This is a genomic window from Pseudomonas sp. GM21 (assembly GCF_000282215.1).
Classification (GTDB): Bacteria; Pseudomonadota; Gammaproteobacteria; order Pseudomonadales; family Pseudomonadaceae; genus Aquipseudomonas.
This window is the reverse complement of sequence record NZ_AKJS01000006.1, coordinates 16,856-41,781: the sequence shown is the minus strand read 5'-3', so window position 1 is coordinate 41,781 and position 24,926 is coordinate 16,856. Positions and strand designations below refer to the sequence as shown.

At 58.0% G+C, this 24,926-nt stretch carries 22 protein-coding genes; 16 read left to right on the top strand and 6 right to left on the bottom strand.

Annotated features, from left to right (window positions below; translation table 11 throughout):
- Positions 1–37: 37 nt before the first annotated feature.
- Entirely contained in the window at positions 38–883 is an 846-nt protein-coding gene (locus PMI22_RS27860; RefSeq protein ID WP_007942538.1) for an SDR family oxidoreductase, read from the bottom strand.
- A 420-nt stretch (positions 884–1,303) separates the two neighbouring features.
- Between PMI22_RS27860 and PMI22_RS27865 the strand changes: the two genes are divergently transcribed.
- From PMI22_RS27865 to PMI22_RS27900, 8 genes are all read left to right on the top strand, one after another.
- Positions 1,304–2,965 carry a DUF1302 domain-containing protein gene (locus PMI22_RS27865; protein ID WP_007942536.1) on the top strand — a complete coding sequence of 554 codons (1,662 nt, stop codon included), beginning with the start codon at positions 1,304–1,306 and terminating at the stop codon, positions 2,963–2,965.
- A 30-nt stretch (positions 2,966–2,995) separates the two neighbouring features.
- Positions 2,996–4,354 (top strand): DUF1329 domain-containing protein, encoded by a 1,359-nt coding sequence (locus PMI22_RS27870; RefSeq protein WP_007942534.1) that lies wholly within the window; start codon positions 2,996–2,998, stop codon positions 4,352–4,354.
- A 95-nt stretch (positions 4,355–4,449) separates the two neighbouring features.
- Positions 4,450–5,580, top strand: a complete 1,131-nt coding sequence (locus PMI22_RS27875; protein ID WP_007942533.1) for a YCF48-related protein — start codon at positions 4,450–4,452, stop codon at positions 5,578–5,580.
- Between the two features lie 35 nt (positions 5,581–5,615).
- Positions 5,616–8,147 carry an efflux RND transporter permease subunit gene (locus PMI22_RS27880; RefSeq protein WP_007942532.1) on the top strand — a complete coding sequence of 844 codons (2,532 nt, stop codon included), beginning with the start codon at positions 5,616–5,618 and terminating at the stop codon, positions 8,145–8,147.
- 47 nt (positions 8,148–8,194) lie between these two features.
- The gene (locus PMI22_RS27885) at positions 8,195–9,166 is read left to right on the top strand and encodes a hypothetical protein (protein WP_007942531.1); all 972 of its coding nucleotides are present in this window, start codon (positions 8,195–8,197) and stop codon (positions 9,164–9,166) included.
- Positions 9,163–9,981, top strand: coding sequence for an enoyl-CoA hydratase/isomerase family protein (locus PMI22_RS27890; protein WP_007942530.1), 819 nt, complete (start codon positions 9,163–9,165; stop codon positions 9,979–9,981). The genes PMI22_RS27885 and PMI22_RS27890 overlap by 4 nt, the downstream gene beginning before the upstream one ends.
- 32 nt (positions 9,982–10,013) lie before the next feature.
- Positions 10,014–10,835 (top strand): SDR family NAD(P)-dependent oxidoreductase, encoded by an 822-nt coding sequence (locus PMI22_RS27895; RefSeq protein ID WP_007942529.1) that lies wholly within the window; start codon positions 10,014–10,016, stop codon positions 10,833–10,835.
- A 99-nt stretch (positions 10,836–10,934) separates the two neighbouring features.
- Complete coding sequence (locus PMI22_RS27900; RefSeq protein WP_007942528.1) at positions 10,935–12,539, top strand: phytoene desaturase family protein; 1,605 nt, start codon at positions 10,935–10,937, stop codon at positions 12,537–12,539.
- A 99-nt stretch (positions 12,540–12,638) separates the two neighbouring features.
- Here the strand turns inward: PMI22_RS27900 and PMI22_RS27905 are convergent, their stop codons facing one another.
- Entirely contained in the window at positions 12,639–13,304 is a 666-nt protein-coding gene (locus PMI22_RS27905; RefSeq protein WP_007942524.1) for a TetR/AcrR family transcriptional regulator, read from the bottom strand.
- Between the two features lie 396 nt (positions 13,305–13,700).
- Between PMI22_RS27905 and PMI22_RS27910 the strand changes: the two genes are divergently transcribed.
- From PMI22_RS27910 to PMI22_RS27930, 5 genes are all read left to right on the top strand, one after another.
- Positions 13,701–14,978 carry a cytochrome P450 gene (locus PMI22_RS27910; RefSeq protein ID WP_007942523.1) on the top strand — a complete coding sequence of 426 codons (1,278 nt, stop codon included), beginning with the start codon at positions 13,701–13,703 and terminating at the stop codon, positions 14,976–14,978.
- A 51-nt stretch (positions 14,979–15,029) separates the two neighbouring features.
- Positions 15,030–16,061: a hypothetical protein gene (locus PMI22_RS27915; protein WP_007942522.1), complete on the top strand. Its 1,032-nt coding sequence runs from the start codon at positions 15,030–15,032 to the stop codon at positions 16,059–16,061.
- Between the two features lie 88 nt (positions 16,062–16,149).
- Positions 16,150–16,938 carry an SDR family NAD(P)-dependent oxidoreductase gene (locus tag PMI22_RS27920; RefSeq protein WP_007942521.1) on the top strand — a complete coding sequence of 263 codons (789 nt, stop codon included), beginning with the start codon at positions 16,150–16,152 and terminating at the stop codon, positions 16,936–16,938.
- Between the two features lie 45 nt (positions 16,939–16,983).
- The gene (locus PMI22_RS27925; protein ID WP_007942519.1) at positions 16,984–18,285 is read left to right on the top strand and encodes an MFS transporter; all 1,302 of its coding nucleotides are present in this window, start codon (positions 16,984–16,986) and stop codon (positions 18,283–18,285) included.
- 24 nt (positions 18,286–18,309) lie between these two features.
- Entirely contained in the window at positions 18,310–18,660 is a 351-nt protein-coding gene (locus PMI22_RS27930) for a nuclear transport factor 2 family protein (protein WP_007942517.1), read from the top strand.
- Positions 18,661–18,716: 56 nt separating this feature from the next.
- Here the strand turns inward: PMI22_RS27930 and PMI22_RS27935 are convergent, their stop codons facing one another.
- The 4 genes from PMI22_RS27935 to PMI22_RS27950 all read right to left on the bottom strand — a co-directional run bounded on the left by PMI22_RS27935 (position 18,717) and on the right by PMI22_RS27950 (position 22,500).
- Entirely contained in the window at positions 18,717–19,550 is an 834-nt protein-coding gene (locus PMI22_RS27935) for an oxidoreductase (RefSeq protein ID WP_007942516.1), read from the bottom strand.
- A gap of 84 nt (positions 19,551–19,634) precedes the next feature.
- Positions 19,635–20,870 (bottom strand): NAD(P)/FAD-dependent oxidoreductase, encoded by a 1,236-nt coding sequence (locus tag PMI22_RS27940; RefSeq protein WP_007942514.1) that lies wholly within the window; start codon positions 20,868–20,870, stop codon positions 19,635–19,637.
- Positions 20,871–20,890: 20 nt separating this feature from the next.
- Complete coding sequence (locus PMI22_RS27945; RefSeq protein WP_007942512.1) at positions 20,891–21,211, bottom strand: 2Fe-2S iron-sulfur cluster-binding protein; 321 nt, start codon at positions 21,209–21,211, stop codon at positions 20,891–20,893.
- 26 nt (positions 21,212–21,237) lie between these two features.
- On the bottom strand, positions 21,238–22,500 hold the full coding sequence (locus PMI22_RS27950; RefSeq protein ID WP_033048637.1) for an MFS transporter: 1,263 nt from the start codon (positions 22,498–22,500) through the stop codon (positions 21,238–21,240).
- Between the two features lie 361 nt (positions 22,501–22,861).
- Between PMI22_RS27950 and PMI22_RS27955 the strand changes: the two genes are divergently transcribed.
- The 3 genes from PMI22_RS27955 to PMI22_RS27965 all read left to right on the top strand — a co-directional run bounded on the left by PMI22_RS27955 (position 22,862) and on the right by PMI22_RS27965 (position 24,925).
- Positions 22,862–23,098, top strand: a complete 237-nt coding sequence (locus PMI22_RS27955; protein ID WP_007942510.1) for a ferredoxin — start codon at positions 22,862–22,864, stop codon at positions 23,096–23,098.
- Positions 23,099–23,149: 51 nt separating this feature from the next.
- Positions 23,150–23,908 (top strand): SDR family NAD(P)-dependent oxidoreductase, encoded by a 759-nt coding sequence (locus PMI22_RS27960; RefSeq protein WP_007942509.1) that lies wholly within the window; start codon positions 23,150–23,152, stop codon positions 23,906–23,908.
- 66 nt (positions 23,909–23,974) lie between these two features.
- Positions 23,975–24,925 carry a 2,3-dihydroxybiphenyl 1,2-dioxygenase gene (locus tag PMI22_RS27965; protein WP_007942508.1) on the top strand — a complete coding sequence of 317 codons (951 nt, stop codon included), beginning with the start codon at positions 23,975–23,977 and terminating at the stop codon, positions 24,923–24,925.
- Position 24,926: the final 1 nt, after the last annotated feature.

The window sequence follows — 24,926 nt, the reverse complement described above, 5'->3', positions numbered from 1 at the left end:
TCGCGGCGATCAGTGAATGCTCAGCTGCGTGCGCGCGTTACTCGCTGGCAGCGTTGCGTGCAGCAATGGCTGCGGCAAAATCGCGCTTGAGCGTCGGGAAGTAAGCAATCTGCCCGCCCATGCCACCGGCAATGTCGATCGAGGCAGCGCTGATAAAGCTGGCGTATTCGCTGGCCAGGAACAGCGCCATGCCCGCCACGTCTTCAGGCTTGCCGTAGCGTCCCAGCGGCACGACTTTCATCACCATGGCGTCGAACTCTTCGCGAGTGACGCCCGGCCCCATCTCTTTGTAGTGACGATCCCACTGGCCAGTATCGATCCAGCCCATGTTGAGGCTGTTGACCAGGATATTGTCCTTGGGCAGGGACATGCCCAGCGAGCGGGAGAGGGCGATGCACGAAGCACGGTTGATCACTGAAGGAATACCGTCGGGTGTCGGAATCGCGCCGGCAAGGGCGTTGATTTCAATGATTCGCCCCCAACGCTGTTCACGCATGAACGGCACTACGGCCTGGACGAATCGGAAATGCCCCATCTGCAGGATGTTGGCATGTTCGAGGATGGCTTCCGGGGTCAGGGTATCGATATTGCCGCTACGGCCTTGACCTGCATTGTTCACCAGCACATCGACACCACCCCAGGCGTGTGCAACTTCAGCGACGAAAGCTTTCACCCCTTCACTGTCGGTTACATCAACAGCACGGGCAATAACCGCCTGGGCGTGTTCCGCGAGTTGTGCGCCGACTTCGCGGACAGCTGCCTCACTGCGTGCGCAAATCGCAACACGAGCCCCTTCCGCCGCGAAAGCCCGGGCGATTGCCAGACCGATGCCTCGGGACGCGCCCGTGATGATTACTCGCTTTGCACTCAAATCAATGTTCATGGTGGCTCCTCTTGTTTTTTTTCTGCCGGTTCATGTGTGGTTTTTTCCTGCCGAACCCCCGTATTCAGTGGGTGTGCCGGGGCTATTGAAAGCCTAAAGACGAAAACCGTCAAAGATTATTTGAACGTTTATGTGTTTTGTGTGCAGTATTGCTCCTGCCGACGTCTCTATCTGACACCGGGTTCCAGGGATTAGTAGTTATTATTCTGTATAGAGAACTGCAATCTTTATGTGGAATTTTGGATTCCAATCCGTTACGGTGGCTTTCAGCTAAAGGGGAAAGTGGTCCTGGAGCGTGCCAGGCCTCTCGAGCGGACTGTCCAAGCGGGACTTGCACCGATCCTGTGGGGTTTCGCAGATCGTTGGAATGACTGGTTGAACGCACTTAACGTCAGAAAATAAAAATAAAAGGTAGTGTGTATGAAACAGAAGACCAAACAGAGTCGGCGGGTCCTGACTCAAGGTGCTCTGACACTGTTGATGGTTGGCAGTGCACAGGGTTTGATGGCGGCTTCGTTCGACATGTCGAACCCAGACTACCGCGTGCGTTGGGACAATACAGTCCGCTACAACCTGGGTATGCGGACCGACAAGCAAGACAACAACATCATGAGAACGGTGAACTTCGACGAGTCGGACGGGAAGTTCAACAGAAACGATATTGTGACAAATCGCCTCGATGTGTTGAGTGAGTTCGATTTTTCCTACCTCAACGAGTGGGGGGCACGACTCAGCGCTGCTGGCTGGTATGACCACGCCTACGATGACGACAAGGTTCGCAGTAACGTTCCTGGCTTCGCGACCAGCTACTTCAACAGCAGATACAGCAATGAAGTGGATCGCTACATGAACGGTCCTTCAGGCGAAATCCTCGACGCGTTCTTGTGGCGCAACTTCAACGTTGGCGAGATTCCGGTCAACGTGAAAGCCGGCCGCCACACCAACTACTGGGGTGAGAGCCTGCTCTTCGGTGCGCATGCCGTGTCTTATTCTCAGGCTCCTAGCGATGGCGTAAAGGCCTCCACCAGCCCGGGTATCGAAACCAAAGAAGTATTCCTGCCAATCGGTCAAATTTCTGCCAAGGCTCAGGTGACCGACCACCTTTCGCTTGCCGCTCAGTACTTCTATGAATGGCAACCTACCCGAATTCCTTTCGGTGGCACTTATTTCGGTGCAGCGGATCCGTTGTTCGAAGGTCCGGACCGATTGCCGGTGGCTGCCAACGGCGCAACACTGGTGCGCCAGGATTCGCGCTTCGGGCGTGATGGCAAGAACTGGGGTGTGATGGGCAAACTCAACGTCGAAGAAATCGAATCGACCTTTGGCGCCTACTACCGTGAGTTCGATGACTACCAGCCTTGGTTGTCCCCGGAAGTCAAAGCTGCGTTGGGCTCTTATCGAGTGGTCTACCCACGCGGTGTGAAGCTGGCGGGTCTGAGCTTCGCCCGTGTTTTCAATACCGTGGCGGTGGGTTCGGATTTGTCCTATCGCATGAACGGCGCGTTGAACGCCACCGGTGTCAGTCCACTGGATGAAGAAGGTCCTCGTGGCGACACCATCCACTTTATCGCCAACGCCGTTTACGGCGTACCGCGCAACTTTATTTCGAATAACGCCACGTTGGTCGGTGAATTCGCTTACAGCCATCTGGACCGAGTAACCGAGCACCAAGAGTTGTACAAAGGCGTGGGCGAGGTCGGTTGCGTCAATGGCGACACGCCACGCATCGCTGATTCTGGTGGTGAGTCAGACGGTTGCTCGACTAAAAACTACTACGCTGTCGCTGTCAACTACACCCCGCAGTACATTTCAATCTTCCCTTCCTGGGATATGGACGTTCCGCTGACAGTCAATTATGGTCTGGACGGCAATGCTGCCTCGGCCGGCGGTGGTTCCGAAGGCGCTTTGTCGTACTCTGTCGGCGTCAAACTCACCTACGCCCAGCTGTATGAGTTCGGCCTGCGTTATGCCGATACCGATGCCCAAACCAAAACCCTGAACAATGGCACCGTCTCCGGCAACGGCGGCGTTGGTAACACTGACCGTGGCTGGCTGGCATTTACCTTCAAAACCTCCTTCTGACAAATCCAATAAGAATCGGAGAACGTGATCATGAAACGACAACTTGCTTTATCCATTGCCCTGATGAGCATGGCGACCTACACCTTGGCAGCAGGCGGTGACGCCTCGGATCTAGGCAAAAGCCTCACCTCGTTCGGAGCGATCAAGGCGGGCAACGCCGAGGGCACCATCCCTGCCTATGACGGTGGCCTGACCAAGGCACCGGCCGGCTTCGTACCCGATAGCGGGTTCTGGGTAGACCCGTTCAAGGATGAAAAACCACTGTTTCGCATCGATGCCAAAAACGTCGACCAGTACGCGGACAAGCTCAGTGAAGGGCAAAAGACCCTGATCAAGAAATACCCGACGTATTTCATCGATATCTATCCAAGCCACCGCACCACCGCCTATCCCCAGGCAGTGCTTGATGCCACCGTTCGCAATGCCAGCAGTTGCCAGGTTCAGAAAGATGGTTTGGCGGTCGACCCGGCCTGCCGTGGCGGCTTGCCGTTCCCGATTCCAAAGAGCGGCAACGAAGTGATGTGGAACCAGCAAGTGCGCTACAAAATCGGCACCGGCTACTCGACTACCTCGTCTTCGAACAGTTGGGTTGTCGATGCCAATGGTTCGATCACAAAGACCGCCGAACAGGCGACCTTCGAAGAGACGCCGTACTACCAGGTCACTCAGGCGGACCGAGATCCGCTTATGTATGCCCGAGTGTTCTCACGCAATGACTATCCGGCGCGTCGTTCCGGTGAAGTTGTGGTGCTGACCGACTTCCTCGATCCTCTGGCCAAGGCCCGTCGCTCGTTCAGCTACTCCCCGGGTCAGCGTCGAGTCAAGCTGGCGCCGGAATTTGCCTTCGATACACCCGTGGCCAGTCAGGGCGGTGTGACGCTGTTTGATGAACTGCAAATGTTCTCCGGCAGCCAGGACCGCTTCGACTACAAACTGGTCGGCCGCAAAGAGATGTACATCCCGTACAACGCCTACAAGTTCTACTTCGGGACCAAGCAGGAAGATCAGTTCATGCCGCACCACGCCAACCCGGCCAACGAGCGCTGGGAGCTGCATCGGGTGTGGGTCGTGGAGGCGAACCTGAAGCCGGGCATGCGCCACGTTTACAGCAAGCGCACCTATTACCTGGATGAAGACACCTTCGGCGTTGGTCTGTATGACGCCTGGGACAAGAGCGGCGCGTTGTATCGCTCGATCTTCCTCAGTGGCGTGCAGCTCTACGACAAGAACATTCCTTACAACGTGAAGAACGTCGTTTATGACTTCAACAAGGGCATGTACGCGTTGCTCAACGATGGGCTGAAAGGGGGCTACAAGTTCTATGACAAACCGCTTTCCGAGCGGGACATGAACCCTGAAGCCATTGTGGCCCGAGTCACCCAGCGCTGATGTGTGTCGCCTGTTCTGCCCGCCGGTTTGCGCATCGAACCTGACGGGTAGAACAGGTGGGTTTTGCCACGCGGGATGGTTGAGGAATAAAAATAATGACTAACCCTTGCCCTGCTTCTTTTGTTCTTTCCAAGTCGCGTCTACTGCTTGCTGTTGCGCTGGCCGTCGGTGTGAGTGCAGGGATGACGGCGCCTGCCTATAGCGCCGTCATGTCTTCCACTGATTCGCTGGACGTACCGGCGTTGAAGGTCGACGAACACCTGCCTGTACCCTTGCTGTCGGTTGCCAAGGCCGGAGATGCAATGATCAGTGTCGGCTTGCATGGGCTGATCCAGCGCTCCACCGATGGCGGGAAAACCTGGCAACAGGTCGACAGTCCGGTTTCCAGCGATCTGGTGCAAGTCCGGTTTCGCGATGAACACAATGGCTGGATCGTCGGTCACGACGCGCTGGTGCTGCACACCACCGATGGTGGTCGCAACTGGCAGGTGCAACTCGACGGGCGCCGCCTGCTGAAATTGCTCAATGGCTATTACGGCCCGCGGGCCGAAAAAGGCGATGAGTCTGCAGCCCTGGTACTCAAGGAAGTTGCAATGGCCGCCAGTACTTCGGCGACCCCGGACGTATTGGCTGCACCTTTTCTGGATGTGATGTTCGATAAACAGGGCAACGGCTTTGCCGTGGGTGCCTTTGGCCTGTTGTTGCACAGCACTGACAACGGCGAGAACTGGGAGCCGTGGATCGAACGCAGCGACAACGACCGCCGCATGCACCTGTATGGGCTGGCGGAGCATTCGGGCACCTTTTACATCAGCGGTGAACAAGGTCTGCTGCTGCGCCTGGACACTCAGCAACAACGATTCGTGAAAATCGACACGCCTTACAGCGGCACCTACTTCGGTGTCCGTGCCTTCGATCATCTGCTGCTTGCCTACGGATTGCGCGGCAATCTGTTCGCCAGCCGTGATGACGGCCAGCAATGGCAGCCTGTGGAAACCAACCTCAATAGCAGCCTGATCAGCATCGTCGAACAGGGCAACGCCTTGATCGTCGTGAGCCAGGGCGGGCAATTGGTCAGCGTCGATCGGCAGAGTTTGCAGGTCACTCCGCTGGCGGATGCTCGAACGGGGGAGGTGTATGCAGCCAGTGCCACCAATCAGGCTGGGAGCCTGGTTGTCACGCGCTTTAGCGGCGCCAAGGTCATCGATATCGCCCAGGCCAACTGACGCCGTCGGCACGATTCCCCTACGAGAAAGAAAAAATGGTCGAGCAAAAATTCAACAGCGGGATGCCAGTGATCGCCAATCTGGAGGACTTTGACAAGAGCTCCGGGGGCTGGTTTGAACGGGTGATTTTCCGTCATCGCATGGTGGTCGTCGTTGCCTGCTTGCTCGCCACGGTGGTGTTGGGCTTCTTTGCTACACGGCTGCAAGTGAATGCCAGCTTCGAAAAAATGATTCCCAGCTCCAGCCCTTACATCAAGAATTACCTGGCCTATAAAGACCAGCTTCCAGGGCTGGGTAACAGCATTCGCGTGGTGGTGGAAAACAAGACCGGTGATATCTACGACGCCGACTACTTGCTGGCGCTGCAGAAGGTCAACGACACCCTGTACCTGATCCCGGGTATCGACCGTTCCTGGATGAAGTCGCTGTGGATGCCTATCGTTCGCTGGAAAGAAGTGACGGAGGAGGGCATTGACGGCGGTGCAGTGATGCCATCGGATTACGACGGCAGCGAAAAATCGATCAAAGCCTTGCGCCGCAACATTATGCGCGCTGGCATTGTCGGCAACCTAGTGGCCAACGACAGCCAGTCGAGCATGATCGTAGCGCCGTTGCTCGACATCAATCCGCAGACCGGCAAACCACTGGACTACGGTGATTTTTCCAAGCAACTGGAAGCGCAGATTCGCTCGCTGGAAAGCGACAAGATCGGCATTCACATTGTGGGTTTCAGCAAGCTGGTAGGCGACCTGATCGACGGCCTGTATTCGGTGATGTTGTTCTTCGGCGCATCGGTGGTGATCGCCGGGTTGTTCGTCTATTTCTATACCCGCTGCCTGCGCAGCACATTGCTGCTGGTGAGCGTTGCCGTGGCGGGCGTGGTGTGGCTGCTGGGTTTGATGCAAATCCTTGGCTACGATCTGGACCCGTATTCGATTCTGGTGCCGTTCCTGATTTTTGCCATCGGCATTTCCCATGGCACACAGAAGATGAACGGCATCCTTCAGGACATTGGCCGTGGCACCCATAAATACGTGGCTGCGCGCTATACCTTCCGTCGTTTGTTCCTGACCGGCCTTACCGCACTGCTGACCAATATTGTCGGGTTTGCCGTGCTGGTGATCATTGATATTCCTGTGATCCGCGACCTGGCCCTGACCACCAGCATCGGTGTCGCCGTGCTGATTTTCACCAAGCTGTTGTTGATTCCGGTAGCGCTGTCGTACCTCGGTGTCAGTAAAAAAGCCGCGCGTTATGCCATCGCCAAAGACCAGGCCGGCGAAGCCAATCGTGGTTTGCTCGGGCACCTCTGGCACAGTCTCGACCGCTTCACTGAGCGTCCGTGGGCCACGGCGGTCATCGCCTTGTCGCTGCTGGTGACCGTGGGTTGCAGTGTGGTGATGATGCACCTGAAGGTGGGCGACCTGGACCCCGGTGCGCCGGAGTTGCGGGCGGATTCGCGCTATAACCGCGACAACGCCTACATCACCGGTCATTACGGTCTTTCCAGTGACCAGTTCGTGGTCATCGTGAAGACCAATGAAGACAGCTGCCGTCTGTACCAATCGCTGCAAAGCATGGACAAACTGGCGTGGCACCTGCGTCAGACAGCCGGTGTACAAACCACCCAGTCGCTGGCCGAAACCGTGCGCATGATCAGTTCCGGCATGGCCGAAGGCAGCCCGAAATGGCTGAGCATCAGCCGTGACCAGGCGATCACCAACTCGGCGGTGGATGCGGCGATGATCTCCGCTCCAGGAATCACCAACCAGCAATGCTCCGTGACCCCGATTATCGCCTACCTGGCCGACCACAAGGCTGACACCTTGAGCCGGGTGTTGAAAGTCTCCGAAGACTTCGCCAAGCAAAACAACACCGCCGCTGGCGCTGAACAGCCGGTTGAATTCCTGTTGGCTGCGGGTAATGCCGGCATCGAGGCCGCCACCAACATCGAGGTGGAGAAGGGCATCATCACCATGTACCTGGCGGTGTATGGCGCCACGGCGTTGCTCTGCCTGCTGACCTTCCGCAGCTGGCGCGCAACCCTGGTGGCGCTGATTCCGCTGCTGATGACCACGATTATCTGCAAGGCGTTGATGGTCTGGCTGGGGATTGGCCTCAAAGTGGCCACCTTGCCGGTTATCGCCGTGGGCGTTGGTGTCGGTGTGGACTACGCGCTGTATCTGCTCAGTGTGCAACTGGCGGTGCAGGAGCGTGGTGGCAGCCTGGCGGTAGCCTATCGTCGCTCGCTGGATTTTACCGGTCGTGTCGTCGCACTCGTGGGCCTGACCATGGCCGCCGGGGTGATTACCTGGGCCTGGTCGCCGATCAAGTTCCAGGCTGACATGGGCATTCTGCTGACCTTCATGTTCCTGTGGAACATGCTCGGCGCGCTGGTGTTGATCCCGGCCCTGTCGCATTACCTGCTTAACCCCAAGGGCAACTCCAAGGCTGGAGTGACCCTCGACCTCGAAGACGCCCGCGCACAGCAGGAACCGCGTAAACCGGTAACCGGCGCATCGACCCACTCATTGACTGAGCTCGCCTTACCCCGGCGTGCCCACTGACTAATAGCCAGGCACAGTCCCTGGCTGGCAATTGCAAGGAGATAATAATGTTCGAGTTATTGATGAGTGCCGACATGATGGTTCCGGACCCGGACGGCATGACGGAAATGTTGGTCGACAAGCTCGGGATCTTCAAACACGAACGCTGGCGTCAGGCGTTCGATAATCACCCGTACATCGCGCATTTTCTGCGTGTACACAAATCCCTGGCAGTGTCGCCAACGCGCATCGAACCACAGTGGCACCTGGATCGGCCGAACCCCGGCGACCCGTTGTTCCACGACTTTCTGGAAAGCCTGAAAGATTTCCAGGGTCATCATCGGCCGATGCTTACGCACTCCATCGTGCTGGCCCTGCACGGGGATAAGTTCGACGCGTTGGTGGACAAACTGATGCGTCGACGCTTGCCATTCCGCATGGCGCAGCGCACCCCGGAAATGCCGTTCGACCGTCTGTGGCTGGGTGCTACTCCTGAGCAACCTTACTACCAGCCTTCTGTGGATGGTGGCCTGTGCATTGAAATCATGCCGACCGAGCCGTTGCAGATGCCACCGGAAACCTATCAGTTGCCACCGATGCAACCGCGCGATCAAAAGCCCGGCGACATGGTGCGCGTCACGGCCCGTGGCTTCCTGGTACGCGACCTCGACGAAACCCTGCGCAAGGTATCGACCAATCTCGATTGGGAACCGAGCGGTCCGGTAGAGAACATCCGCAGCGAAGGCTATCGCCGTGCGCGCATGGGGTTCACCGTGCCGAACAGTGCGACCCTCGATGTACTCGAGGCGACTTACTGGAACACCGACGCCGGTCACTACGTCAATAACTGGGGTCCGGGTCCGTATTACATCCGGATCGGTGTCAATGATCTGGCCGCCAAAGCGGAAGATCTGCGCGCACGCGGCACCCGGTTCCAGTGGATCGAATCCTCGGAGGCCGTGGGCGGTCGTCCATTGATCAAGATCGATCCACAAGAACTCAATGGTCAAGTCTTCGAGTTCGAGGAGTGCCCTGCATGAGTACAGCGCAAAACCTGCAGTCTCCCGTGCTGATCAACGATGCGGTGCGCGTGGAGCGCGATGCCATGGTGGGCTGGGTGGTTCTGACCCGCCCCGGACAGATCAATGCCATCAACGATGAGATTCGCCAAGGCGTGCCGCAAGCGCTGGCACTGTTGCAGAAAGACCCTGACATTCGCGTGATCGTGATTCGCGGAGAAGGCGAGCGCGGCTTTTGTGCCGGTGCCGATATCAAGGAACGCCGCGGCCCGGAGTCCAGCCTGCAAGTGCGTCAGCGTATGGAAAACGTGCGCTGGATCGAAACCCTGGACGGCATCACCAAACCAGTGATTGCCGCAATTCATGGCTACTGCATGGGCGGTGGACTGGAATTGGTGCTGGCGTGTGATATCCGTTTCGCAGCCCCCGATGCCGTGTTCGCACTGCCGGAAACCGGTCTGGGATTGATTCCCGGTGGTGGCGGCACGCAGCGACTGTCTCGAGTGGTTGCACCGGGTCAGGCGTTGGACATGTTGCTCACCGGTGACCGAATGGGCGCTGAACAGGCGCAGCGCATTGGCCTGGTCAGTCGACTGGCCAGTGACAACGCCAACCTTCTGGAAGAAGTGCGAGCTTTTGCCAAACGCATTGCCAGCAAGCCACCTACCGCGTCGGCCTTTGTCAAACAGGCTGCGCGGGCGGCGCTGGAAATGGATCTCAAACGAGGCCTGGACCTGGAACTGGATCTGTTCGCCTTGTTGGCTCCGACCAAGGACGCCCGTGAAGCGGCCCAAGCCTTCAGCGAACGGCGCGAACCGCGTTTTACCGGCGAATAAAGCGCCACCCCTAAAACAAAAAGGATAAGGGCATGAGTACAGGAAAACTGGCAGGACGAGTGGCCATTATTACCGGCTCCGGTGGCGGTCTGGGCGCCGAATGCGCACGGGTACTGGCATCGCATGGCGCGAGCATTGCCGTGGTCGATATCAATTTCGAGGGGGCAACAGCCGTTGCCCAATCGTTGGTCGCCGAGGGCCATCAGGCCTTGGCGATTGCCACCGATGTGTCCTCGGAAGACTCAGTGCGGGCGATGGTGGCCCAGGTGAAAGAACGTTTTGGCCGTATCGATATATTGCACAACAACGCGGCGATTCTGAATGCCGAGCAACGTCAGCTGGACCGTGATTTCGTCAACCTCGACATGCAGGCCTGGGACCGCGCCATCGCCGTCAACCTGCGTGGCGCCGTGCTGTGCACCAAGCATGTGATTCCGGTCATGCTGGAAAACGGCAAGGGCTCAATCATCTTCGCCACCTCGGGTCTGGGCATGCAGGGCGATATGTCCCTGACCGGCTACGCCACCTCCAAAGCGGGGCTGATGATGCTGCCACGCATGGTGGCCTCGCAGTACGGCAAGCAAGGCATTCGCGGCAACGCCGTGCAGATCGGACTGGCGCCTTCGGAACACGCCATGCCTGAACCCTTGCTCGACATTCTGCGCGACAACCACTGCACCGCCGAGCTGGGCACGCCTCGGCAGATCGCCGATGTCGTGGCCTTCCTGGCCAGTGATGAATCCTCCTTTGTCACCGGCACCACCTTGGTCGCCGACGGCGGTTTCAGCAGCCACACACCGTCCCTGGTGGCGATGCGCGCACTATTCGCGCAAATGGGCCGCACTGGCATGTAACGCTTGCCGCGGCGCACCCTATGCGGTGCACCGCGGCTGATCTTCGCCGCCACAGCCGCCGCGTGCCGCCGTGGTTGACCTTCGACATGGAAGCATGTGATGAACCCGAACCAAAATGCGAGTAACACTGATTACGATGTAATCGTGGTCGGTGGTGGCACCAATGGCTTGTCGGCGGGCTGCTACCTGGGTATGGAAGGCAAGAAAGTGCTGGTGCTTGAAGCGTTGGACAAGGTCGGCGGAATGGCTTCGTCTGGCTATCTGATACCCGAAGCACCGCAGCACCTGGTTCACCCTTGTGCCCTGGACATGATGTCGATGCGTGTACATTCCCATGTACCGGCGGAGCTGGGACTTGAGCGCCACGGTTTCAAATCGGTGGAGCTCGCGCCGGGGTATGTGTATTTGCACCCGGATGGCCAGTCGCTGATTTTCTGGCGTGACCGTGAGAAAACCGCTGCCGAGATTCGTCGCTTCAGCAGCAAGGACGCCGAGGCGTTTCTTGAGTTCATGAAAGTCATCGACATGTTCCTCGATATCGCGCTGCCCATGATGCGAGTTGACCCGGCGAAGACCAACCTGGGTGTGAAGCTGAAGATGCTTGGCACCGCGATCAAACACAAAGCCTTGAAACCCGAACTGATGGCACTGATGACGGGGTCCGCGCTGCAAGCTGCGCGTGAACGCTTCGAACATCCGGTGACCATTTCCGCGATGTGCGCGCTGACCGGTCTGGCGGGGGATATCAGCGCCGATGGCGGTGGGATTTATTACGCCTTGCTGGGTTTTCTCCACCGATTCGGCGTTGGCCGAGTGTTGGGCGGGATGCAGCAGTTGAGCAATGCCATGCGAGCACGTCTGGAAGAACTGGGCGGTCAGGTGTTGGTGTCGTCCAGCGTCAGTGAAATCGTTGCCAAAGATGGCCGCATCAAAGGAGTGAAACTTGCTGATGGTCGCCAGTTTACAGCTCGTGCGGTCATTGCTGGCTGTCACCCCAAGCCTGCGCTGGATATGGTCACCCCTGGTGAAATCCCTAAACATCTGCTGACTCGCATCGCTATGGCGCCCGCCAATGGCAAGGGCTCGGGACCACTGAAGGTGGACGTGGCCTTGCGTGGGCAGATTTCCCTGCCACGTTTTGCTGCAGCGCGCGGCGATGGTGTGGATTTGCGTAAGACCGTGATGTTGATCGGCACCGAAGAAGCCGTGCTGGAAAACTTTGCCGCTTGCGCCCGTGGCGAAGTACCGAAGTTGCCCTATATCACCGTAGCCGCACCGAGCGCCGCCGATCCTTCACAAGCGCCGGCTGGCCAGGACGTTTTGTACATCTATCCGCCAGTGATGCCGGTGAACCCCAATGAGGGTTGGGACGCATTACGTGAACGGGTAGCCGACCAAGTGCAAGAACAGCTGTATGACTACATCGAGGGGATCGAAGGGCAGGTGATTGGCCGGCACATTGAGGCGGCCCCGGACTTTACGGCACGCTTGAATACTGTGAATGGCTGTGTGGTGCATATCGACACCACCTCGATGCGTTCGAGCACCATGCGCCCTGCGTACGGTTTGGGAGGAGATACCTTGCCGGTGGCGGGTCTGTATTTTGGCAGCGCCGGCATACATCCGGGCGGTGGCGTCAACGGTATGGCCGGGCGATTGGCGGCCAAGCGGGTGAGCAAGTACCTGCAGAAAAAAGGTAACTGATTCCAATGCGGATCGGTTAGCACGAGCGCTGAGCTTGTTTGGCGAGGGAGCAAGCTCCGTCGCCACAGGTTTTATACGTCTTGGAAACGCCGAAAGCGGTTAAACGCTGTCGGCGTTTTTTTCTGCACCCAACGAAATACTCGCCAGGACAAAGTCCGCCGAGTACTGGCGCCAGGTGGCCATGCCTTGCGCTGAGTCGGTGTCCAGGCCGGCGAGTGCAGACATCGAGTAGCGGTTGGTGAACCAGCCCGTTGTCACCAGCGATGCACTCGCCAGTAAAAGGCGCGGGTTGATGTCCGCACGGAAATCACCACTGGCAGCCCCCCGCACCAGAATCGCATCAAGCTTGGCGATCAGCGCCGGAGCCATTTCCAGAAAATGGTTTCGCGGTGTTTCGTGGGTGTCGTGGTAGCGAATGCCTTCCAGCGCCAGGCTGCCGAGGAAGGGATCAAAACGGTATTGGTCGAAGAAGTGATTGAGCACGGTGCGCATCGCCAAGGGGGGTGGCAGCTCTTCGACATTGAGGTTGACCAGTTCGGACATGATGTTGTCCGAAGACTCATCTAATACCGCGACAAACAGCCCCTCCTTGGAGTTGTAGTAGTGGTAGACCAGTTGCTTGGTGACGCCGGCATCGCGGGCAATTTCTTCCACGCGCGCACCGGCCAGGCCTTTTTTAGCGAATTCCACACGCGCAGCAGCGAGCAGGCGATTCATCGTATTGCGTTTGCCCTGTTCGCCACCTTCTGCTGCCTTTACCGCCACCTCGTACTCCTCATGCCTGGATTGGCCAGGCTATTTATACCTTGAAGCATTTTCCTGGGTGTCTTCGTTTGACCCCGAGTCAAACGAAGCAGACTACCCGTGCAGACGCATCCGCTTACCATAGGTTGGCAGGCTGGGGAGCGAACGTAAAGCGCCGAACGACCCGCTGCCACGCTTCAGCTCCGAGGGTCCGCAGCCGCGCGATCTTGGTGTGCAAAAAGAATAAAAACAAGAGACTCGTCGTTGCCGCACCCGCAGTTACCGGTTAGCCGACCCCAGGTTTTCGACCCCGTTACTGTTATCGCCATGCGCTGGCGAGTCTCGCTGGTATTCCCTGATGTCGCCGTGCGCAAGAACTGACAAGCACAGGCGACAGCTGACTGATAGGAGATCCTGATGAGCAACGAAAGCGCAGCACTGGACCTGGCAACCGCGTATTCCGCCGTGTCTGACCTGTATCGCGGTACTGACCTGGATATTCATGCGGTGTGCCGCGAGCAACGCTTGAAATCACCCCTCTATGAGGGTGACTTCATCAAGCAGTTCGGGGTCCCGACCAACGCCGGCACCCAGCAGGGCACTCGCCCGACTTTTGCCTTGTTCAAGTATCAGGACGTGATGACGGTTCTGCGCGATGGTGCGACCTACACCAGCGGCTTTATTGCTGAAGGTCTGGGCGCGTTTTTCGATGGTTTGATCATTCTGGCCATGGACGGTGACGAGCACCGCAAGGTGCGTGCCTTGCTGCAACCGGCATTTATGCCGGAGACCGTGAACAAGTGGCGCCCGCAGATCGATCAAGTGATCCGCGAGGAATACATCCAGCCAATGTTGGCGGCCAAGAAGGCCGACCTGATGAAGTTCGGCCTCGAACTGCCGATTCGCATCATGTACGCCTTGATGGGCTTCCCCTCGGATGACCCCTCCAAATACAAGCAATACGCAGCCTGGGCCTTGGCCATTGTCGGCGGCAATCAGATTGATCCGAGCAAAATGGTGGAAGCACGACGTCAGGCCGGCATCGCCGTCAAAGGTCTTTATGACGCAATTGCCGAAGTCGTGGTGCAACGTCGCGCCGAGGGCAGTCAAGGCGATGATGTAGTCGGTCGTTTGCTGCGTGCGGAATACGAAGGCCGTACGCTGGATGACCACGAGGTCGTTACCTTCACCCGCTCATTGTTGCCGGCGGCTGGCGAAACCACCACGCGCATGTTCGGATCGGTGATGACCTTGCTGCTCACCACGCCCGGGTTGCTCGAACGAGTCAAGGCCGACCGCTCGCTGATCGGCAAACTGATGGACGAAACCACCCGCTTTGAACCGGTGGCCACCTTCAAGGTGCGCGAAACCGCCAAGGAAGTGGAATTCCACGGTGTGAAAATCCCCAAAGGCTCGTTCGTCCAATGCATGGTGGTGTCCGCCAACCGCGATGAAGATGCTTTTGAAAACGCCGATGTATTCGACATCGATCGCAAGGCAAAACCCTCCTTCGGTTTCGGCTTTGGCCCGCATATGTGTATCGGCCAGTTTGTGGCCAAGGTCGAAATCAGCTGCGCGGTCAACGCGATCCTAGATCTATTCCCCAACTTGCGTCTCGACCCGACTCAACCCGTGCCGCAGATCGGCGGAGCACAGCTGCGCGGCGTATCGAAGCTTCCGGTGATCTGGGATTGATCCACGATTCAAATCCGTTTCCAAGCCTTAACAAAAACAACAGAGGGCATTATGAGAACGTTTAAAACCATTCCAGAGCGCGGTGATTTCGGCTTCCAACAGCTGGTCGGTCCGTACAAGGTCACAGGCGCTTCGATGTCTGCCGAACGCGGCTTCTTCGGCCTGCATTTGAGCAAGAGCTCGCCGTTTGGATCGGTGCGCGATGAACAGGGCAATATCTATTCATTCGTGCGGTCGCTGATGGCGCCCAATGGCACCCCGAACCCGACCAAGTTCTACTACCTGAACAACCACGTCGACAACGCCCACCTGCGCATGGACCACGAAAAAATGGCCCGGCAGGCACTGACGCCACTGCCTGTGCATAGCCTGGAAGGTGATACCGCACGCTGGGCCAGCCAACCGGGTGAACCCGGTAATGGCTGGGAAATCACGGCCAGCAGCGAGCGCCTGACCTGGAAAGAAGAAGGCTTGTTCCATCTCGAAGGTCGTCTGCTCGGACCGGGTTTGCAGTGGTACTTGCCGGGTGTGGAGTGGGGCACCTTTTACGTTTCACAGTTGTGGGATATCGCCGGTGTCTGCGAGGGGCGTCCGGTGAAAGGCGCCATGGCGCTGGACCAGTTCTACATGGCTGAAGGCGGCGCCATCCACTTCAAGAAAGACCTGGTGGTGAACAACAACAAGCATGTGATCTGGTGGTCCTTTGTCACCGTTTATAAAGATGGCACGTGGGATACCGGTTCTTTCATGGTCGGTCACGACCACCTGGGTTACGCCATTTTCAACAATGAAAAAGGCGAGGTGCGGGTCACCACCGATATCGAAGGACAAACCGAGCACAAAGACGGTAGCTACTTTTTGAAGTCGGCCAAAATCGTCCTGGAAGGCAAGGAAGAGTGGGAATTCCTGCCTGACGAGAAGGGCGAAATGATCGACTTCGTTGGCGGTTTCCCGGTCACTGCGCAGCAGGAAGGGCGTTGGCGTCGGGTTGGCGATACCCGCGAACCTTCTCACTGGCTGGGCTGGGGCGAGTCGGACCGGCGTAACGGCTCGGCCCGTAACGTTCCAGGCAAGGATCTGTAAATCAGCCGGGTGCGCCTGGTTGCGATCAGTAACCCGGCGCACGTGCTGCATCAAAAGCCTCTACTAATAACAACAATGAGGAATCACGATGAAATTTCGCGACAAAGTCGTGCTGGTCACCGGTGCCGGTCGAGGCATGGGACGCGCCATTGCCTTGGCCTATGCCCGTGAGGGCGCCAAAGTGGTGGTGTCGGCACGCACCGCTCGATACGGCGAAGAAACCATTGGGCAAATCAAGGCCCTGGGCGGTGAAGCCTGCCTGGTCGGTGGAGATATCGCCGACCGTGAGGCGATCAAGTCGATGGTGCAAGGTGGCGTAGAACGTTTTGGCGGTCTGGATATCGTGGTGCATTGCGCCGCCGACACCAGTCACGGGCTGATCGCCGAAATGGCCGATGACACCTTCGATCACATTGTTCGCAGCAATATTCAGTCGTTGTTCTGGCTGGCCAAGGACAGCGCACCTTACCTGTCTAAAGCGGTAGATAAAGGCCGGCTGATTTTCATCTCGTCCGGCGAAGCCAACCGCAAATACACACCACGACTGATTGCCTATGGTTCCAGCAAAGCGTTCATGAATGCGTTTGCCCGCGGTTTGGCGGTCGAATTTGGTGCCATGAATATTCTGGTCAACGTCGTCGAACCCGGCCTGATCGGCACGGACCATATGCTGGAAACCCTGGGCAATGAGCTGCCGCATAAACTCGCCGCACACTTCCCGGTCGGGCGTCTGGGCGAGTCCGCTGATATTGCCAATGCCGTGATGTTTCTCACCTCCAACGAGGCCTCCTATATCACCGGCACGTCGCTGTTGGTGGATGGCGGCGCCACCATGATCGCGCTGCCCAAAGTCGAAGAAATCCTCAAGGGCCAATAATCATGTCGCGCGTCCGCGATAGCGGCTCGCGCCGGGAGTCAGGTCATGACAACAGATACCCGCAATAGCAGCGTTACGGCCCATGGTGGCAATGATTTCTCGGAGTTCAAGCGTGGCTGGCGCGTGGTGCTGCTGGGCTTGTTTGGCATCTGCACCAGCCTCTCCGCTGCGTTGCTGTATGCCTTCGGCACCCTGGTTATCCCGCTGGAACAGGCTTTCGGCTGGAGCCGTGGCGACTTGCAGGCTTCGATCACCTTCCTGTTCGCCGGTGTGGCGATTTCCACGCAGTTGGTCGGCTGGCTCTACCGCCGTTTCGGTTTGCGTCGGGTGGCGATTGTTTCGATCGTGCTGCAGATCGTCGGTTATTTTGCGATCACCCAAATTCAGGGCTCGATTGGTTGGTTGTACCTGGCGTTTTTCAGCATGCCGATCATCTGTGCTGGCACCATTGCGATCACCTGGACGCAACTGGTCAATCTCTGGTTCGAGCGCAACCGTGGTCTGGCGCTGGCAGTGATTCTGTGTGGAACCGGGCTGGTGGCGATGATTCTGCCGCCGCTACTGTCGCGGTTAATTGCCAGCTATGGCTGGCAGGCGGGTTTTATTGCATTGGGGGCGATGCCTCTGCTGTTTACGCTGCCCTTGTCGTTGATGTGGTTGCGTATGCCGGCGCCGCATGCCAGCACTGAAGCGACGACGCAGAAGGAACTCCCGGAACTGGCCGGCATGTCCTTCCAACAAGCGTTGCGCTCCGGGAAATACTGGGGTTTTAACATCGCGCTGATACTGTCGGTATCGTTGACCGTAGGCATGGTCACCAACATGGTGCCGATGTTGCAAAGCAAAGGCTTTAGTGGCCAGCAAGCCAGCCAGATATTCAGCACCTTTGGTATTTCCATCATCGGCGGGCGTTTGTTGGTGGGCTACATGCTCGACCGCTTTTCACCTTCTCTGGTGGCTGCGGTGAGCCTGGCGCTACCTGCGCTGGGCTGCGCGATCTTTCTTTTTGGCGGGGCGCAGAGCACACCGCTAATGGTGCTTGCCACCCTGTGCATCGGCGCAAGTGCCGGGGCTGAATTCGATCTGGCGGCATTCCTGATGGCACGTTATTTCGGCCTGAAAGACTACGCGCGGATCTTTGGTTTGCACCTGTGCCTGATCACCATTGCTGCCGGGCTGGTGCCCATGTTGTTCGGCCATCTTTACGATAAGTACGGCAGCTATTCAGCGGTGCTGGTGTGCTGTTTCTGCTGCGCCATTATCGGCCCGACCATTTTGTTGTGGTTGAAGATGGAAGCGGCATTTCTGGCGCTTCAGCGCACTCTGCAACAACGGCAACACGCCTGAACCCCACCCGAGGATGAATGTGATATGAGCATGGACAAACACGCAATCGAGCACTTCCTGCACGGCCAGATCGACTGCTGGAATCGAGGCGACAAAGAGGGATTTTTTGCCCATTACCGCAGCGTCTCGGCCAATGGCTTGAGTATCGAATACGTCGGCAAACCCCAGCACGATGCCTGGCAGATACTGGAAGGCATGTGGGCGCAACAGCAACCGAAGATTCGCGTCGAGGTGCGGCAGTGCATCGTTAATGGCAATGAAGCCGCGTGTCATCACCTGAATGCATTTCGCGAGCAGGAAGGCGGAATCGAGACGATCGAGTTGTATCGGTTCGAAGAAGGGCAGTTGTTTGTGCGTTATTTCATCAAGCAGTAAGGGTTGATCACCCGAGTGCGCACAGCCTTGTCATAAAGGCTGTGCGCACTGGCGGTTTATAGGCCGTCGGTGGAATAGGACAGTTGTCGCCACAGCTCGATTTCCGCGAGCATATTGTTGAGCTTGTTGCTGACTTGCTGATAAGCGTCGGAGCCGGCCAGGTAACGCAACGGCGGATGTTGACTGTTAGCAAGATGCACCAGTGCGTCACCCAGTTTCGCCGGGTTGCCGGTTTGCTGGTGGTTGTAGGCGGCCGAAGCGCCTTTGACCTTGGCCGTGAATGCGGCGTAATCCTCCAGCCCACGGGTACCAAAGACAGCGGAACTGGGGTCGAGGAAGTCGGTACGGAAAACCCCAGGTTCCACCAGCGTCACCTTGATGTCGAATTGCGCCACTTCCAGGGCCAGGGATTCGGAAAAACCTTCCACGGCAAATTTCGACGCGCAGTACAGCGCCGCGCCGCCCATCCCCACTACACCGCCCATCGAGGACACGTTGAATACGTGACCGCTGCGTTGCGTACGCATGACGGGCAATACGGCGCGGCAGACGTTGAACACACCGAACACGTTGGTCGCGAACTGCGTATCGGCTTCACTGGCGAGATTGTCTTCAAAGGGTGCCAGTTGCCCATAACCGGCGTTGTTGACCAGCACATCGATTCGGCCAAAACGCGCGACGGCAGTCTCGACCGCGGCAAGTGCCTGAGCTTCGTCAGTCACATCCAGGGTCACTGGCAAAACGCGCTCACCGTACTCGGCGAAGACATCTTCCAGCGGTTCGATCCGCCGGCCACTGACTACCACGCGGTCGCCGTCAGCCAATGCGGCTTTGGCAATGGCAGCACCCAGGCCTCGGGCCGCACCGGTAATAAACCAGACTTTGTTCATTGCATCGCTCCAGTCGTTGTGCAAAAAAAAGCCGCGTCAGCTCGGAGGCTGGCGCGGCTGCGGTTTTTACCAATCCACGCGGCGCTAGTCGCGGTTGGCCGCTTCCCAGGCTTTCAGGTCGAAACCGTCAGCGGCGGCTTCGGCTGCCGTCAACTTGGGCGCGCGGGCGAGAATCTTGCGCGCGGCCATGTGATCGCCCATGCGATTGCAGGATTCAACGGCCACCAGGCGGTCATTGCGGAAACACAGCACGGACAGCTGTTTGTCTTGGGCAGACCCGAGGACAACAGTGCTGTCGTAGCCGTTGGAGAGTCCGGCAATCTGTAGCTTCAGGTCGCCTTGATCGGTCCAGAACCAAGGCAGGGCGCCGTAAGGCGCCGGTTTGCCCATCAACCGTGCGGCCACTGCGCGGGCCTGGTCAATGGCGTTCTGCACCGACTCGAGGCGCGTGTGCTGTTCATCGTTTTGCAGGCACGGGAAACTGGCGACATCGCCCAATGCGGAAATACGTGGGTCAGAGGTGAGCAGATTGGCGTCGACCTTGATCCCGTTTTCGATGGCCAGACCCGCTTCGGTTGCCAGTTGGGCATTGGGGATCACACCGATACCAAACACCACGAGGTCGGCGGGCAGGGCACGTCCGTCAGCGGTTTGCACAGCGCATACTTTACCGTTGTCGCCATCAATGCGGCTCAAGCCCTGGCGGAAGTCGAAATGCACGCCCCAGGCTTCATGGGCCTGGCGGAACAACTCAGACATTTCCCGCGATACGGCACGGGCCATTGGCCGCTCGGCCAGCTCCAGCACATGGACATTGGCCCCTTGTGCGGCGGCTACCGCTGCGAACTCCAGACCGATGAACCCGGCGCCGATCACCACCACATTGCGCGCTTCTTTGGCCAGTGGCGCCAAGGCATCGGCATCGGCTTTGGTTTTGATGCCGAACACCTGCGGCAGCTCAGCGCCTGGCACCGGTAACGGCCGGTTGTGTGCACCAGTGGCCAATACCAAGTGGTCATAGCTGACAGCATCACCGGAGGCCAGCACTACGCGACCGTTCTGGCGGTCAATTGCCGTCGCCTGGTCATGCAGCAGTTCAATGCGTTGGGTGGCATAAAATTCAGCGGGGCGAAACAGCAGATTGGTCCCCTGGATCTTGCCGAGCAGGTAGGCCTTGGACAATGGCGGCCGCTGATAGGGCAGGCCGGGCTCATCGCCGATCAGGGTAATGCGCCCGTCATAGCCTTCCTGACGCAGCGAGGCAGCGACCTGAAAGCCGGCTTGACCAGCACCGACGATAACGACTGAGGCAAGGGTCATGGGAGCTCCTTCAAGCGCATTCAGAATTGCGACGACGGCAGGTGCAGAACCATGCCGTCCATCTCTTGGCTGATGATCAACTGGCAGCTCAAGCGGCTGTTGTCACGGCGCTCGAACGCGTACTCGAGCATGTCGTTTTCCATGCTTTCCGCCGCTTGTACTTTGCTCAGCCAGGCTTCGTCGACATAGGTGTGGCAGGTGGCGCAGCTGCAGGCACCGCCACAGTCGGCAGGAATACCCGGCACCGAGGCGAAGGTTGCGGCTTGCATCACCGATTGGCCAATGTCGCCTTTGACCTGATGGGCCGTGCCGTTATGTTCAATAAACGTCAATGTGGGCATGTTCTGCTCCGATTCTTGTTGGGGGCTCAGGATTGGCAGGGAATTGTTTGTGCGTTAAAACGCGGCACGCGTCCCAGGGTCAGTAACAGAAGAGGGCCGATCAGGCAGCAGGCGGCGCTGTACACCAGCATCGCCGTGTATGAACCGGTGCGTGCCAGCAGGTATGCGAAGAGCAGCGGAGCCAACGCCGAGGCCACTGTGTTCAAACCCTGATGGACGCCAAACAGACGGCCGTACTCGCGCAAACCGAAGTAGCGGGCAATCAGGAACGCGGCAATATCGAATTCTGCCCCGGCGCCAAAACCGACCAGCACCGCCGCCAGCAGCAGGGGCGCGAACTCAGTGGTCGGGCTCAGGTAGATAAAACATCCGACAGCGGGCAGCACCAGGCTGAGTGCCGACACCGCGGGTGGCCAAAGGCGATCGAGCAAGTAGCCAATCAGCATGCGGCCAAAGATCAGTGAGATGCCGAAGCCGCCGAAGACGGTGGCGGCGTCCGCCGCGGACAAACCTCTGGCTTGCAGCATCGGCACGGTGCTGGTGACCATGCCGACAATCGAAGAAATCACCAGACTGAGTGCCAGGTTGCAGGTCCAGAATTTCAGCGAGCCCATGCCTTCACGAAAAGCCATGCCGGGCAATTGCTCCAGCGCACTGCCGTCATTACGGTTACCCGCCGCAGCAGGTAGCTTGAACCACAGCAGAATCAGTGGCAGCAGCACCAACAGGTTGAGCAGCGCGAGAATCACGAAGGCCGCGCGCCAGTCCCATTGTTCAATGCCCCACGCCATCAAGCGGGGAATGGTTGCCGCGGTGACGCCGGTACCGGACAGGCCGATGGCCAGCGCCAGGCCACGATTGCGGTCGAACCACAGGCTGATCAGTTGCGTCCAGGTGACCGCCAGAGCGCCCATGCCCACGATGGGCAGTAATGCAAAGGCGATGTACATCGACCAGATCGAGTGGGTCAGTTGAGTGGTCGCCAAGTAGCCGAGGGACAACAACAGTAAAGAAATGACCGTGACGCGCTTCATGCCGTAGCGCAGGTTGAACCAACCCACCAGCTGCAGTGATACCACGGCGCCACCAAACAAAAAGGTGATGCAGGCCTGCAGTTCACTTTTGCTCCAGCCGAAGGCATCGCCCAGCGGCACGACCAAAGTGCCGAAACCATAGAGCAGGGCGGCGTTGATGCTGATGGCCACACCGGCGACAGCCAAAATCAGGATTTTCCAGCTTTGGCGGAATTCGTGAAGATCAATTGCCGCTTCGTTTTTAGACGGGTGCATGGAGTTGGCTTCCTTATAGGTTTTGTTGAGCCAAGCACTGCTACGAGTGGTGATGTGGACCACCGCCATCAGATTCTTTGAACAGAATCTGATTTTTTATTCAGAATAAAATCAGAAAATCCCCTTTGTCCAGTACAGCTATCTGACTCAAAGACAAACGAATTTCCTGCGTTGAATCCACCTTTCAATCAATCTGGTTCCAGTCGTGTTCAACATCCTGCTGTTTTTCTTCCATTTGGATGCCAGACCTGTGTTTGCGACAGCGGATGAGTGGAAGCATATCCGCGTTAAAAATTAATTGCACATAAAATAAAATAGTGTTCATAATTTGCCGAGGCTGAACCTGATAAAGGAGACAAAAATGAGTTCAGAAAAAGCGCAATTCAAAGCTGTGGCAGACCGTAGCCGCTGCTGTGGTTACGGCTTGTGTGCCGCAATCTGCCCAAGCCTGTACAAACTTGATGCCGATGGCCTGGTGTACATGGACGATGCCCGTGTACCACCGGAACTGGAGGAGGAAGCACGTGAAGGGGCTGCCGCCTGCCCGGCAGAGGCCATCTGGCTTGAGCCCATCACCCCGGAAGACGAAGCCGTTTAATGACGTGAGCGTCAGTCGACACGTGATAACCACTGAGTTGAGGATGTGCGGATGGGACGTTTACACAACAAAGTCGCGTTGATTACCGGGACCGGCGGTGGCCAGGGCCGGGCAGCAGCGCTGCGCTTTGCCCGCGAAGGGGCGATTGTGGTCGGGTGCGACTTTGTCGCCGAAGGCCACGAGGAGACAGCAGCCTTGATGCAAGCCGAGGGGTTTACCCTGTATGGCTCGGCACCCGTGGACCTGGGCGATCACGAACAGGCCAAGGCCTGGATCGATGCCGCCGTCGCTGAGCACGGTCGCATCGACATCCTTTACAACAATGCTTCCGCCGCACGTTTCGGGTTGGTCAGCGAATTGTCGATCGAAGATTGGCAGTACACCATGCGCAACGAAATCGACCTGCTGTTCTATACCACCAAATATGCCTGGCACCACTTGGCCGAGCAGCGCGGTGTGATTATCAACGTATCGTCCACCGCAGCCTGGGGCGGCTCGAAAGTCGCCGGTATCTCCGCACATTCGGCGGCCAAGGGCGCCGTGGTGTCCTTCACTCGCCAGTTGGCGGTAGAAGGCGCGCCGTTCGGTATCCGTGCGGTCAGCCTGAGTCCGGGTTTTGTCGCCACACCAGGCACACGGCCGTTTTTGGAAGACCCAAAAATGCGCGCCATGTTGCTGGACGGTGTATTGATGGACCGTCCCGGCGAACCTGAGGAAGTGGTGGCGATGGCGGTATTTGTCGCGTCCGATGAGGCTTCGTTCATTACCGGTTCGGACTTCGTCATCGACGGCGGGTTACTGGCGATCTAACGCACGCGACGTCAGGACAGGTGCCAGCGGCACCGTTTCATCTCGAACAATAACAAGGTGAATAACGTGGACATCATCGGTATCGGTTACATGGGTTTTGAAACCCCCAATCTCGAGGCGTGGCGTGAGTACGGCCCGCAGGTGATGGGCTTTGGTATTGGCAAGAATCCTGAGAGTGACCCTGAGTCGCTGTACTTCAAAATCGACGATCGGCGTCATCGCTTTGCGTTCCATCCAGGCAAAGTTGACCGAATTGCCTACATCGGCTGGGAAGCGGTAGGGCGCATGGCGTTCGAAGCCGGCATCAAGAAGCTGGCGGCGGCCAATGTCGAATACACCCGTGGCGATGCTCAATTGTGCGAAAAGCGTGGTGTGCGCGAGTTAGTGCGCTTCCGCGACCCCGTGGGTTATCAGCACGAGCTTTTTTACGGGCAAAAATGGCTGCCGCGCTCGTTTCAGCCAGGGCGTCCACACAGCGGTTTCCTCGCCGACGAACGCGGTGCGGGTCATGTGGTGCTGATCACCCCGGACTACACACCGGAACTGGAAGACTTCCTGCTCAACGTCATGGGCTTCAGCTGGTATGGCGCCGGGGCGGGTAAAGGGCGCACCGGTTTCTTCCGCTCCAAACTCAACCATCACACCAGTCATGACATTGCTTACGGCCACGGCCCGGGACGCATGGGCGTGCAGCATGTCGGGCTGTTCGTGCGTAATGTGCGCGATGTCGGTGAAACCTACGACATCGTGCGTCAGCGTGAACTGCCGATGATGATGACCCTTGGCCAACACGCCCAGGACCCGCACCTGTCGTTCTACCACTTCAACCCGTCCGGCTTTGCCTTTGAGACCATTGCGGAAATCGAGCCATGGCAAGGCGACCCCTACGAGTTGAACCCGGAAAAACTCAGCCTGTGGGGCCACGAAATGGTCGGTCCGATTCTCGGTGCCAGCGTCAAGACACCGGAAGAAGTACTCGACGCCGAGTACCTGCCAATCTACCTGGCCAAGCGCTGAG

What these genes read in the sequence shown, in the direction of transcription:
- PMI22_RS27920 (WP_007942521.1), top strand. Translation starts at nt 16,150, where the DNA reads ATGAAATTTCGCGACAAAGTCGTGCTGGTCACCGGTGCCGGTCGAGGC.
- PMI22_RS27860 (WP_007942538.1), bottom strand. Translation starts at nt 883, where the DNA reads ATGAACATTGATTTGAGTGCAAAGCGAGTAATCATCACGGGCGCGTCC.
- PMI22_RS27880 (WP_007942532.1), top strand. Translation starts at nt 5,616, where the DNA reads ATGGTCGAGCAAAAATTCAACAGCGGGATGCCAGTGATCGCCAATCTG.
- PMI22_RS27955 (WP_007942510.1), top strand. Translation starts at nt 22,862, where the DNA reads ATGAGTTCAGAAAAAGCGCAATTCAAAGCTGTGGCAGACCGTAGCCGC.
- PMI22_RS27890 (WP_007942530.1), top strand. Translation starts at nt 9,163, where the DNA reads ATGAGTACAGCGCAAAACCTGCAGTCTCCCGTGCTGATCAACGATGCG.
- PMI22_RS27865 (WP_007942536.1), top strand. Translation starts at nt 1,304, where the DNA reads ATGAAACAGAAGACCAAACAGAGTCGGCGGGTCCTGACTCAAGGTGCT.
- PMI22_RS27925 (WP_007942519.1), top strand. Translation starts at nt 16,984, where the DNA reads ATGACAACAGATACCCGCAATAGCAGCGTTACGGCCCATGGTGGCAAT.
- PMI22_RS27940 (WP_007942514.1), bottom strand. Translation starts at nt 20,870, where the DNA reads ATGACCCTTGCCTCAGTCGTTATCGTCGGTGCTGGTCAAGCCGGCTTT.
- PMI22_RS27945 (WP_007942512.1), bottom strand. Translation starts at nt 21,211, where the DNA reads ATGCCCACATTGACGTTTATTGAACATAACGGCACGGCCCATCAGGTC.
- PMI22_RS27935 (WP_007942516.1), bottom strand. Translation starts at nt 19,550, where the DNA reads ATGAACAAAGTCTGGTTTATTACCGGTGCGGCCCGAGGCCTGGGTGCT.
- PMI22_RS27885 (WP_007942531.1), top strand. Translation starts at nt 8,195, where the DNA reads ATGTTCGAGTTATTGATGAGTGCCGACATGATGGTTCCGGACCCGGAC.
- PMI22_RS27910 (WP_007942523.1), top strand. Translation starts at nt 13,701, where the DNA reads ATGAGCAACGAAAGCGCAGCACTGGACCTGGCAACCGCGTATTCCGCC.
- PMI22_RS27870 (WP_007942534.1), top strand. Translation starts at nt 2,996, where the DNA reads ATGAAACGACAACTTGCTTTATCCATTGCCCTGATGAGCATGGCGACC.
- PMI22_RS27950 (WP_033048637.1), bottom strand. Translation starts at nt 22,500, where the DNA reads ATGCACCCGTCTAAAAACGAAGCGGCAATTGATCTTCACGAATTCCGC.
- PMI22_RS27875 (WP_007942533.1), top strand. Translation starts at nt 4,450, where the DNA reads ATGACTAACCCTTGCCCTGCTTCTTTTGTTCTTTCCAAGTCGCGTCTA.
- PMI22_RS27900 (WP_007942528.1), top strand. Translation starts at nt 10,935, where the DNA reads ATGAACCCGAACCAAAATGCGAGTAACACTGATTACGATGTAATCGTG.
- PMI22_RS27895 (WP_007942529.1), top strand. Translation starts at nt 10,014, where the DNA reads ATGAGTACAGGAAAACTGGCAGGACGAGTGGCCATTATTACCGGCTCC.
- PMI22_RS27960 (WP_007942509.1), top strand. Translation starts at nt 23,150, where the DNA reads ATGGGACGTTTACACAACAAAGTCGCGTTGATTACCGGGACCGGCGGT.
- PMI22_RS27930 (WP_007942517.1), top strand. Translation starts at nt 18,310, where the DNA reads ATGAGCATGGACAAACACGCAATCGAGCACTTCCTGCACGGCCAGATC.
- PMI22_RS27915 (WP_007942522.1), top strand. Translation starts at nt 15,030, where the DNA reads ATGAGAACGTTTAAAACCATTCCAGAGCGCGGTGATTTCGGCTTCCAA.